Below are 10,166 nucleotides of genomic sequence, written 5' to 3'. Positions count from 1 at the left end.
ACTGGAATAGGATTTTCGCATCATCATGCACACCTCAGATTTGGGCGCCATCATAGCGCCCTATTGATGTGTCCAAATTCATTAGGCCAGATCAGGCTTGCCCGCGAAAGCGGTGTGTCAGTTGACGTAAATGTTGAATGTTAAATCGCTTTCGCGGGCAAGCCTCGCTCCTACAGGGTTTTGTGTGGGCCATAAAAAATGCCGCTCAGTTGAGCGGCATTTTTATTCAGCTAAAAGGCTTATTCCGAAGCCACGGCATTCTTCGCCAGGATCGCATTCGCCAGTTCCATGTCCGTCGCCTGCAGGCCCGGATTATCAGCACGGACTTTCTGCATCGCGGCCTCCAGATAAGGACCGCGGATGCCGCCGTCACTGGCGACAAAGCTGCCGGCATCGTCCTGCGCAGCAATGATCAGTTTGTGATCCTTGAAGGTCAGGTAGGTCGAACCGGTGGTCGCACCGGAAGAGATGACGTTACGCCAAAAGCTATCGGCCATCGCCGAACCGACTGGAAGGGACAACAAGGCGATGGTAGCGACAGCAAGTTTGAGACGCATGATGGGGTGACTCCACTGATTAACTACGGGGTTGGATCGCCATTTCCCCAATCCAGTTCCATGACGGCTCATTCAGCAGGATCGACCCGCTAGATGTTGCCCATTTGACCCACATGGGGTGCAGGCTCAGAGGTTGTTTGGCACCATGGCCGATTATTCTCGATGCATGGATGCTTCCCTTGGCTATTGGCGCAATGCTGTACGTCACTGTGTTGAATGTGGTGTTGCTGGCGTTTGTCGGCCTACCCGCACTGTTGATTGCGCTGTGCGTTCCCGCCTGGCGCCGACAGATGTTGCGCCAACCCCGCAGGTTCGGTGCGCTTGGTTTGGTCTGTTTGAGCGTGGTTGGCGCCATGTCAGGCAACTACTGGCTGGATGCTGCCAACGATCGGGCGCGAAAGCCGACACTTGAGCATGACGTTCAAGTCGAAGGTCTGCCGCTGCCTGCCGGCGCCAGACTGCATCTGAGTACGGTCGACCCGCTGGATCAATACGATCAACCACAAGTCCATGGCCTGCCCAGCCTCATTGCTGCCGAATTTGTCGCACCGCACCGGATCAAGGGTATCAACGTCACGGCGCTGGAAATGTTTGGCCCGCCGTATGTGAAACTGCGGCTAGCCAGCGATCAAGCCGTTGATGGCTGGCCTTGTGCGAATGATACCTGGGTGACTTTCGAGATCGACGAAGAGATTCGCCTGCAACCGGATCGCTGGCGCTTCGAGTCCTGCACACTGGTGGCGAACACCGAGATGGGCGGGTTGACCTGGCCGTCCGGCAGTTACGTTCACCGTTTCGGTGAGGAATATGAACTGAAGCCGGGGGGGAAACGCGAGCGGGTTGTCCTTCAACGTGTTCCGTTGTCCGGCCCGACCCTGACCCTGAAACTGGATAAACAGCAAAAAGCCGTGGGTTGGGAGGGGCAACTGAATGACAGGATCACCTTTGGCGATTGGCAATACCCGCGCCTGACGAGGGTGCGCCAGGACTCGCCGCACACGCTGCTGTTCAGCCCGAACAAATCGGATCCTGCACACAACTTGCGCACAGGCAAAACGCTGGGAGTGGGTCAGTCGATCCTTCAGCGTACCCCGGACGGTGCAGTGCTATGGGTCAAGCCCAATACCGGATTGGGCCTGGCCGATTGGTAACGCGGCTATTTCTGCTCGCTCTGCGGCGTCACGCGCAATACTTCCTCGATCGTCGTCAACCCGGCCGCCACTTTCTGCGCCCCCGACAGCCGCAAACTGCGCATGCCTTCCTTGAACGCCTGCCGCCGCACCGCCAGCAAATCGGTGTCGGGATTGATCAGCGCTTTGACACCGTCAGTCAATTGCATGATTTCGTACACCCCGGCGCGGCCACGGTAGCCGGTGTCGCGACATTCCAGGCAGCCGATGGCGCGCTGGGCGTTGGTCGGCAGTGGCGCTTGCCAGGGTTTGGTCAGGGTTTGCCAGTCTTCTTCACCCAACGTCAGCGGTGCCTTGCAGTGCGGGCACAAGGTGCGCACCAGGCGCTGGGCCATGACGCCGAGCACCGTCGCTTTGATCAGGTAATGCGGCACGCCGAGTTCCAGCAGGCGGCTGATCGCGCTGGGCGCGTCATTGGTGTGCAGCGTCGACAACACCAAGTGGCCAGTGAGCGCGGCCTGGATCGCCATTTCAGCGGTTTCAAGATCACGGATCTCACCGATCATGATGATGTCCGGATCCTGTCGCATCAGCGCGCGCACACCGGCGGCGAAGGTCAGGTCGATGTTGTGCTGGACCTGCATCTGATTGAAGGCCGGCTCGACCATTTCGATCGGGTCTTCGATGGTGCAGAGGTTGACCTCCGGCGTCGCCAGTTTCTTGAGCGTGGTGTACAGCGTGGTGGTTTTCCCCGACCCGGTGGGCCCGGTCACCAGAATGATGCCGTTGGGCTGGCGGGTCATGTCCTGCCAGCGGCGCAGGTCTTCGGCGGAGAAGCCCAACTTATCGAAATCCTTGAGCAGCACTTCCGGGTCGAAGATCCGCATGACCATTTTTTCGCCGAACGCCGTCGGCAAGGTCGACAGCCGCAGCTCGACTTCGCCGCCGTCCGGGGTCTTGGTCTTCACCCGGCCGTCCTGGGGTTTACGCTTTTCCGCAACGTTCATTCGCCCGAGGCTTTTCAGGCGACTGACGATGGCCATGGTCACTTGCGGCGGGAATTGATAGACGTTATGCAGCACGCCGTCGATGCGAAAACGCACCGTGCCTTGCTCGCGCCGGGGTTCGATGTGGATATCACTGGCGCGCTGCTGGAAGGCGTACTGGAATAGCCAGTCGACGATGTTGACGATGTGCGCGTCGTTGGCGTCCGGTTCCTGATCGCTGGCGCCGAGGTTGAGCAGTTGTTCGAAGTTGCCCAGGGAGCTGGGTTGCTGATCGGCATTGGTCGCGCCGCTGACCGATTTGGCCAGCCGGAAAAACTCGACGCTGAAGCGCTGGATGTCCACCGGGTTGGCCACTACGCGTTTGATCGGCAGTTTCAGCACGTGGGTCAGGTCCGCTTCCCAGCCGTTGACGTAAGGCTGGGCGCTGGCCACGGTCACCGCGTCGCGGTCAATGGACACCGCCAGAATCTTGTGGCGCTGGGCGAAGGCGTAGGACATCAGCGGCGTAATTGCAGCCACGTTGATTTTCAGCGGATCGATGCGCAAGTACGGCTGGCCGGCCTGTTGCGACAGCCACAGGGTCAGGCTTTCCAGGTCGAGGTGTTTGCCCGGACGACTGAGGTCGTCGAGGTGTTGGCTGGCGATGAACTCCAGTGGATGTATCTGGCCATTGGCGGCATGCCGGCGACGAGCGTTTACCGCGTGCTCGGCCGAGTCCTGGCTGATAAAGCCTTGGGCGACCAGTTCACGCAGCAAATCATTGAGATCCAGCCAGCGGTCCTGAATGGCAAGTTGAACGGACATGCGGGCTCCTCATGAACAACAGTTCGCAAAGGATAGTCGCGGACCCGCCGACCGTTGGGCCACTACCCGACGAAGCCGTGTCGAGGTTTGTCAGCCGGCCGCCTGAGCCGGCTCACTCCACGACGAATCAGCGGCTTGCAGCTCTACCGAACACACGCTGATCAGGTTACGTAATTTGTCCGCAATCACTTCGGCGCGGTGCCAGCTCAACCCGTCCATGACGATGTCGATCGACATCAGATCATTCATCCGTTGGGCGCTGACCTGTTGCGGCGTCAGAAACTGTAAGGCGAACAAGTTGAGCGCCCGGCACAGCAGGTCCGGTTCGGCTTCGGCCAGCAGTTGGTAATGAACGCGGCAGTGCGCGTTGCCGGCGTTCCAGACATCGGCGCGGGTAGGCGAGGTGTTCACGGCTTCCAGGTGCGGCATGGTCGGTCTCCAAATCAATGGAGGAATTTTTACATTCGGTGCCGGGCATTTCTTATCTATGATTGGGCTTATCAGCTAATTTTCGAATTGTTTGATTCGGTTGCCTATCAATCACGGGTTTATTTATGCAAAACGAGCTGGATGGCTACGACCGCAAGATTCTCGCGCTGCTCCAGGAAGACGCTTCGCTCTCCAGCGCGCAGATCGCCGAACAGGTGGGGCTCTCCCAGTCGCCATGCTGGCGGCGGATTCAGCGGATGAAGGAGGAGGGGATCATTCGCGGGCAGGTGACGTTGCTTGACCGGAAGAAGATCGGGCTTAACACGCAGATCTTTGCCGAGATCAAACTCAACGCTCACGGGCGTTCGAACTTCACCGAATTTACCGAGGCGATTCGCGGCTTTCCCGAGGTGCTGGAGTGTTATGTGCTGATGGGGTCGGTGGATTTCTTGCTGCGGATTGTCACGGCGGACATCGAAGCCTATGAGCGCTTCTTCTTCGAGAAGCTGTCGATGGTGCCGGGGATTCAGGAGGTCAACTCGATCGTGGCGTTGTCGGAGATCAAGTCGACGACGAGTTTGCCGGTGTTGCGCTGATCGGAATGGCGTAGGGCTTTTGTGGCGAGGGGGCTTGCCCCCGTTGGGTCGCGAAGCGGCCCCAAAATCGGCGAATGCGAAGTGTCAGGTGGATCGCACTGGATGGTTTTGGGAGTCCTTCGGCCTCCAACGGGGGCAAGCCCCCTCGCCACAGGGTTTTACATGCGCAGCAGCATTTTCCAGGCACGATTCTGATACACCGCAATCGCCTGCTGCTTGCGCGCATCCAGCGATTCATCGGTGATCGGTTCGTTCGCCAATTGCGCAAGCTGTTTCAGCTCGCCGTACAGGCGATCCATTTCCGGGATGTCCAGCACGCCACGGGCATGGTGCAGCCAGGCCTGGATGCGCTCGATGCGTGGCAGTTGCTCAGCCAGGTCTTCCGGCTGTTGCTGATAACGCTGTAGCTGCAAGGACGTCGCCTCTTCACCCAGCAAACGCGGCAACCAGCTACCCAATTGCGCAGCGCCCTGGCGATTGCCACGGACGTTGCGATCAGCCGCCCAGGTACGGGCCAGCAACCAACGCGAGGTGTTCAGCGAGAACAGGCCCCAACGCGGGTCTTCCAGTTCTTCGAGGAACTGCTCTGGCGCGGCTTTGCGCACGTCTTCGTCGTCGACACCGGCTTGCACCAGCGGACGCCAGTCTTCGAGCAAGGCATCCAGTGCGAGGCGCAGGTCGTGGGTCGACTGACGCGGTGCGGCCTGGCCCAGGCTGCTGAGCAATGCGCGCAATTCAGCCAGGTTCTCGACCCAGTCCTGCAACAGGCGCCAGTGGCCGTTGAAGCGATACTGCTCGGCCAGACGCTGGCTGCTGCTCAGCAAATGCCAGCTCAGCGCGGCGAATGCATCGTCCAGCGGCGTTTCAGCGGTGATTTGTGGCGCCGGCAGGCTCAACGAATAGCTGTTGGCGTCGTACAAACGATAGCCACGCTCAGCCTTGCTGATGTCGCACGGCATCAGGGCCAGGGTCGCGGCCAGTTCGGCGGCCAGTTCCAGCAGGGCAGCCGGCTCGCCTTCGCGCAGTTCCAGTTCCAGTTCGCAGATTTCTTCTTTCTGCTTGCCGACCACCACGTGGCCCAGGTCCAGCGCGGCTTCGATGACCACTTTGGTCTTGCCACGGCCCCAGGCGATTTCGGCGCGTTCGCGAACGAAATCGGTGGTGAAGATCGGTTTCAGGGTTTTCTTGTCCAGCTCGGCCAACTCTTCAGGCCAGCATTCGCCGTCGAGTTTTTTCACGTCGAGCTTGGCTTTGGGCAGGTTCCAGTCGTATTCATTACGCTCGGACAGACCGGCGACGCTTTGGCCACGGGTCTTGAGGGTCTGAATCACTTCTTCGCCATCCTTGCGCAGGCGCAAGGCAACCTTGGCGCGGGCCAGGTCGCGCTCAGGCGTGTCGAAGTACTGGTTCATCAACTCACGGCGTTCCCAGCCACTTTTGTTGCGTTTTTTCAGGAGCGGGTGCTCGCGCAGGGCAGCGAGGGTTTCGCGGCTGACGCGGAGTTTGATTTCGGTTTCTTTCTGCATGGCCGGAAAATCCAGGATCGGGAGCGCAGCCGGGGGAATGTGTGGCTGCCAAGGTCGTGCAGTGTACAGGACTCACTCGTCCTACGCGCCGCGGCGGTTTATTCCTGTCGCCAGATGGTTCTATGATGGTCTTCAATTCGCGAGTCGGAGTCAGCGATGCCTTTGCCGTCCATGAAAGATCAGTTCGCTGCGCTGATTGCCGCGCCGTCGGTCAGCTGCACCCAGCCCAGCCTTGATCAATCCAATCGTCCGGTCATCGACTTGCTGGCGACGTGGCTTGGTGACCTGGGTTTCGCCTGCGACATCCAGCAGGTCAGCCCAGGCAAGTTCAACTTGCTCGCCAGTTTCGGTTCCGGCCCGGGTGGCCTGGTGCTGGCCGGGCATAGCGATACGGTGCCGTTCGATGGCGCACTGTGGCAGACCGATCCGCTGAAACTGACCGAAGTCGATGGTCGCTGGGTGGGTCTGGGCAGTTGCGACATGAAAGGCTTTTTCGCCTTGGCCATCGAGGCGGTGATTCCTCTGCTGGATCAGCCGTTCAAGCAACCGCTGTTGATCCTCGCCACTTGCGATGAAGAAAGCTCGATGTCCGGTGCTCGCGCCCTGGCCGAAGCCGGGCGTCCGTTGGGGCGTGCGGCAGTGATTGGCGAGCCGACCGGGCTCAAGCCGATCCGCATGCACAAAGGCATCATGATGGAGCGCATCGACATCCTCGGGCAGAGCGGCCATTCCTCGGACCCGCGCCTGGGCCACAGCGCCCTCGAAGCCATGCACGATGCCATCGGCGAGCTGCGCGGTCTGCGCCTGCTGTGGCAGCGTGAATTCCGTAATCCGCAATTCGGCGTGCCGACACCGACCATGAACTTCGGCTGCATCCACGGCGGCGACAACCCGAACCGTATCTGTGGGCAGTGTTCGTTGGAGTTCGACTTGCGGCCGTTGCCGGGCATGGACCCCAAAGCCCTGCGCGCGGACATTTTGCAGAGGCTCAATCCCATTGCCGAACGCCATCAGGTGAAGATCAATTACGCGCCGTTGTTCCCTGAAGTACCGCCGTTCGAGCAAGACGAGGACACCGAATTGGTCCGGGTCGCCGAAAAGCTGACCGGCCATCGCGCCGAAGCAGTGGCGTTCGGCACCGAAGCGCCTTATCTTCAGCGTCTTGGCTGCGAAACACTGGTGCTGGGCCCGGGCGATATCGCCTGTGCGCACCAACCGGGGGAATACCTCGAAATGTCACGTTTGCAGCCTACGGTGCATCTATTACGACAACTGATTGAACATTACTGCCTGACGCCGGCCAAATCGCCAGTGTCAGTCGGTTAAGACGCAGAACCCTGTGGAGTGAGCCTGCTCGCGATGGCGGTGTGTCAGGCACTTCAGTTTCGACTGACATTGCGCAATCGCGAGCAGGCTCACTCCTACAGGGGCTGTGCCATAACAGGCAAGCCCTGTAAATTACCAGTGTCCCAACCCGTATTCATGAGGAGAGCGCGCGTGTCGCCAAGCCTGTTCCGACGATAACCATCAGCCCGCTGTGCGTTTTTCTGTTTCGCCCATTTTTTGGCTGCTATTTATTACAGGCCCAGGTTCATGCCCGAATACGTTAATTGGCTTCGTCACGCTTCGCCTTACATCAACGCCCACCGCGATTGCACCTTTGTCGTCATGCTGCCCGGCGACGGCGTGGAGCATCCGAACTTCGGCAACATCGTTCACGACCTGGTGCTATTGCACAGCCTGGGCGTGCGGCTGGTGCTGGTTCACGGTTCCCGTCCGCAAATCGAAACCCGCCTCGCCGCGCGCGGCCTGACCCCGCATTACCACCACGGGATGCGCATCACCGATGCCGCAACGCTGGAGTGTGTGATCGATGCGGTTGGCCAGCTGCGTATCGCCATCGAAGCGCGGTTGTCGATGGACATGGCCTCGTCGCCAATGCAGGGCTCGCGCCTGCGGGTGGCCGGCGGCAACCTGGTGACGGCGCGGCCGATCGGCGTGCTGGAAGGTGTCGACTATCACCATACCGGCGAAGTACGCCGGGTCGACCGCAAGGGCATCAATCGCCTGCTGGACGAGCGCTCCATCGTGCTGCTGTCGCCGTTGGGCTACTCGCCGACCGGTGAAATTTTCAATCTCGCTTGCGAAGACGTCGCCACGCGCGCGGCCATCGACCTGGGCGCGGACAAACTGCTGCTGTTTGGTGCTGACCTCGGCTTGATCGATGAAAACGGTCGGCTGGTGCGTGAGCTGCGTCCGCAACAAGTCCCGGCGCATTTGCAGCGCCTGGGCAGCAACTATCAGGCAGAGCTGCTGGATGCGGCGGCTGAAGCGTGCCGGGGCGGCGTTGCCCGCAGCCATATCGTCAGTTATGCCGAAGACGGCGCGCTGCTGACCGAGCTGTTCACCCGCGACGGTGGCGGTACGCTGGTGGCCCAGGAGCAATTCGAGATCGTGCGCGAAGCGGCCATCGAAGATGTCGGTGGTTTGCTGGACCTGATCAGCCCGCTGGAAGAGCAGGGGATTCTGGTACGTCGTTCCCGCGAGGTGCTGGAGCGTGAGATCGAGCAGTTCAGCGTGGTTGAACGTGAAGGGATGATCATCGCTTGTGCGGCGTTGTATCAGATTGCTGATTCGGATGCGGGGGAGTTGGCCTGTCTGGCGGTGAACCCGGAATACCGCCATGGCGGTCGTGGTGATGAATTGCTGGAGCGCATCGAAACCCGCGCCCGGGCCCAGGGCTTGAAAACCTTGTTCGTGCTGACGACCCGGACCGCTCACTGGTTCCGCGAACGTGGGTTCGTGCCGAGCAGCGTTGAACGCCTGCCGTCAGCGCGAGCGTCGCTGTACAACTATCAGCGTAATTCGAAGATCTTCGAAAAAACCCTGTAAGTGAGGGCTGTTGTGGCGAGGGGATTTATCCCCGTTGGGCTGCGAAGCGGCCCCAAAAGATGGGACTGCTGCGCAGCCCAACGGGGATAAATCCCCTCGCCACAGTATTTTGCGTTTACTCCTGCACGAACTTCGCGCTGACATACGCCGAATAATCCGGCAGCACCGTTTCTACCTTCCCTTGCTCCTTCAAGAACTTCGCCGTCTCGCCAATCGCCTTCGCCGTGCCGCCGTCCAGCAGCGCGGTGGTCTGTTGGGCCTTGGCATCCGGGAACGTTGAGCCGGCCAGCAACTCCGGCACGTCAGCCGCATTGGCACCGGTCAATTTGGCGATTTTCTGCACCGGCACCGAGTCAGCCGTCCAGCTATCTTTATGCGCGGCATAGTCGGCGAACGAGTCCAGGGTGACCTTGGCGAATTTCGCCACAACGTCAGGATGCTTCTCGGCGAAATCCTTACGCGCCACCCACACCTCGAACGTCGGCGCGCCCCACTGACCCACTTGTGCGGCGTCGGTCAACGTCTTGCCCGTCTTGCGAATTTCCCCCAGCGCCGGCGACCAGACAAACGCGCCATCAATGTCGCCACGCTTCCAGGCCGCAGCGATTTCCGCCGGTTGCAGGTTCACCACTTTGACCTTCGAGGCGTCCAGGCCCCAGTGCTTGAGCGCGCCGAGCAGGCTGTAGTGGGAGGTGGAAACGAACGGTGTGGCGATCGTCTTGCCGATCAAATCTTCCGGTTTATCGATGCCGCTGCCGTTACGCACCACCAGTGCTTCGGCGGCGTTGATCTGCGCGGAAACAATGAACGCAACAATCGGCAGATTGCGCGAGGCGGCCGCGGCCAGCGGGCTCGAGCCGAGGTTGCCAATCTGCACGTCGCCGGAGGCAATGGCTGTCACCACTTCCGGGCCGCTGTTGAAACGACGCCAGTCGATTTTTTCGCCGATGGTCTTTTCGTAAACGCCGTCGGCCTGAGGGACTTTGCTGGGGTCGATGCCGGTTTGATAACCGACGGTGAGGTTCGCTGCTTGGGCGCTGAGGGAAAAAAATAGTGACACACAAACTGTAACAATTGGGCTGGATAGTGCGCGTTTGGTCGTCATGGCGTCGCCTTTCGGTGGGGAATTGTTTCCGAATTGCTTCAAACGCTAAACGATCTAAAAAACGGCTAATAAATACCATTTAGGAATTAGCTTATGAGCTGGAGGCTCTACTCCCGACTC

General features: G+C 60.0%; 9 protein-coding genes. 4 read left to right on the top strand and 5 right to left on the bottom strand.

The features are described 5' to 3' along the window. Positions 1–239: 239 nt before the first annotated feature. Positions 240–557 (bottom strand): DUF2388 domain-containing protein, encoded by a 318-nt coding sequence (locus tag ACIQV9_RS26165; RefSeq protein WP_134420813.1) that lies wholly within the window; start codon positions 555–557, stop codon positions 240–242. Positions 558–727: 170 nt separating this feature from the next. Between ACIQV9_RS26165 and ACIQV9_RS26160 the strand changes: the two genes are divergently transcribed. Next, complete coding sequence (locus ACIQV9_RS26160) at positions 728–1,708, top strand: hypothetical protein (protein WP_403107631.1); 981 nt, start codon at positions 728–730, stop codon at positions 1,706–1,708. A 5-nt stretch (positions 1,709–1,713) separates the two neighbouring features. Here ACIQV9_RS26160 and ACIQV9_RS26155 read toward each other — a convergent pair whose 3' ends face one another. Both ACIQV9_RS26155 and ACIQV9_RS26150 read right to left on the bottom strand, forming a co-directional pair. Continuing rightward, positions 1,714–3,498: a GspE/PulE family protein gene (locus tag ACIQV9_RS26155; protein ID WP_403107629.1), complete on the bottom strand. Its 1,785-nt coding sequence runs from the start codon at positions 3,496–3,498 to the stop codon at positions 1,714–1,716. Positions 3,499–3,588: 90 nt separating this feature from the next. Further along, positions 3,589–3,927 (bottom strand): hypothetical protein, encoded by a 339-nt coding sequence (locus ACIQV9_RS26150; protein ID WP_403107627.1) that lies wholly within the window; start codon positions 3,925–3,927, stop codon positions 3,589–3,591. A gap of 125 nt (positions 3,928–4,052) precedes the next feature. Between ACIQV9_RS26150 and ACIQV9_RS26145 the strand changes: the two genes are divergently transcribed. Further along, positions 4,053–4,523, top strand: a complete 471-nt coding sequence (locus ACIQV9_RS26145) for an Lrp/AsnC family transcriptional regulator (protein ID WP_403107625.1) — start codon at positions 4,053–4,055, stop codon at positions 4,521–4,523. A gap of 158 nt (positions 4,524–4,681) precedes the next feature. Here the strand turns inward: ACIQV9_RS26145 and ACIQV9_RS26140 are convergent, their stop codons facing one another. Further along, on the bottom strand, positions 4,682–6,049 hold the full coding sequence (locus tag ACIQV9_RS26140) for an inorganic triphosphatase (protein WP_403107623.1): 1,368 nt from the start codon (positions 6,047–6,049) through the stop codon (positions 4,682–4,684). Positions 6,050–6,205: 156 nt separating this feature from the next. On the opposite strand from ACIQV9_RS26140, the gene argE reads away from it, so the two are divergent. Then, positions 6,206–7,375 carry an acetylornithine deacetylase gene (argE, locus tag ACIQV9_RS26135; protein WP_403107621.1) on the top strand — a complete coding sequence of 390 codons (1,170 nt, stop codon included), beginning with the start codon at positions 6,206–6,208 and terminating at the stop codon, positions 7,373–7,375. A gap of 267 nt (positions 7,376–7,642) precedes the next feature. Then, the gene (gene argA / locus ACIQV9_RS26130) at positions 7,643–8,941 is read left to right on the top strand and encodes an amino-acid N-acetyltransferase (RefSeq protein ID WP_403107619.1); all 1,299 of its coding nucleotides are present in this window, start codon (positions 7,643–7,645) and stop codon (positions 8,939–8,941) included. Positions 8,942–9,056: 115 nt separating this feature from the next. Here argA and tauA read toward each other — a convergent pair whose 3' ends face one another. After that, positions 9,057–10,046 carry a taurine ABC transporter substrate-binding protein gene (gene tauA, locus ACIQV9_RS26125; RefSeq protein WP_403107617.1) on the bottom strand — a complete coding sequence of 330 codons (990 nt, stop codon included), beginning with the start codon at positions 10,044–10,046 and terminating at the stop codon, positions 9,057–9,059. Positions 10,047–10,166 lie beyond the last annotated feature (120 nt).

This window comes from Pseudomonas sp. NPDC099000, assembly GCF_044759925.1.
Classification (GTDB): domain Bacteria; phylum Pseudomonadota; class Gammaproteobacteria; order Pseudomonadales; family Pseudomonadaceae; genus Aquipseudomonas.
Note: the sequence above shows the minus strand (reverse complement) of the source record. Positions and strands in the feature narration are given on the sequence as shown.

Coding starts and splice junctions, on each gene's coding strand:
- ACIQV9_RS26165 (WP_134420813.1), bottom strand. CDS start 557: ATGCGTCTCAAACTTGCTGTCGCTACCATCGCCTTGTTGTCCCTTCCA.
- argE (WP_403107621.1), top strand. CDS start 6,206: ATGCCTTTGCCGTCCATGAAAGATCAGTTCGCTGCGCTGATTGCCGCG.
- tauA (WP_403107617.1), bottom strand. CDS start 10,046: ATGACGACCAAACGCGCACTATCCAGCCCAATTGTTACAGTTTGTGTG.
- ACIQV9_RS26155 (WP_403107629.1), bottom strand. CDS start 3,498: ATGTCCGTTCAACTTGCCATTCAGGACCGCTGGCTGGATCTCAATGAT.
- ACIQV9_RS26140 (WP_403107623.1), bottom strand. CDS start 6,049: ATGCAGAAAGAAACCGAAATCAAACTCCGCGTCAGCCGCGAAACCCTC.
- ACIQV9_RS26160 (WP_403107631.1), top strand. CDS start 728: ATGCTTCCCTTGGCTATTGGCGCAATGCTGTACGTCACTGTGTTGAAT.
- argA (WP_403107619.1), top strand. CDS start 7,643: ATGCCCGAATACGTTAATTGGCTTCGTCACGCTTCGCCTTACATCAAC.
- ACIQV9_RS26150 (WP_403107627.1), bottom strand. CDS start 3,927: ATGCCGCACCTGGAAGCCGTGAACACCTCGCCTACCCGCGCCGATGTC.
- ACIQV9_RS26145 (WP_403107625.1), top strand. CDS start 4,053: ATGCAAAACGAGCTGGATGGCTACGACCGCAAGATTCTCGCGCTGCTC.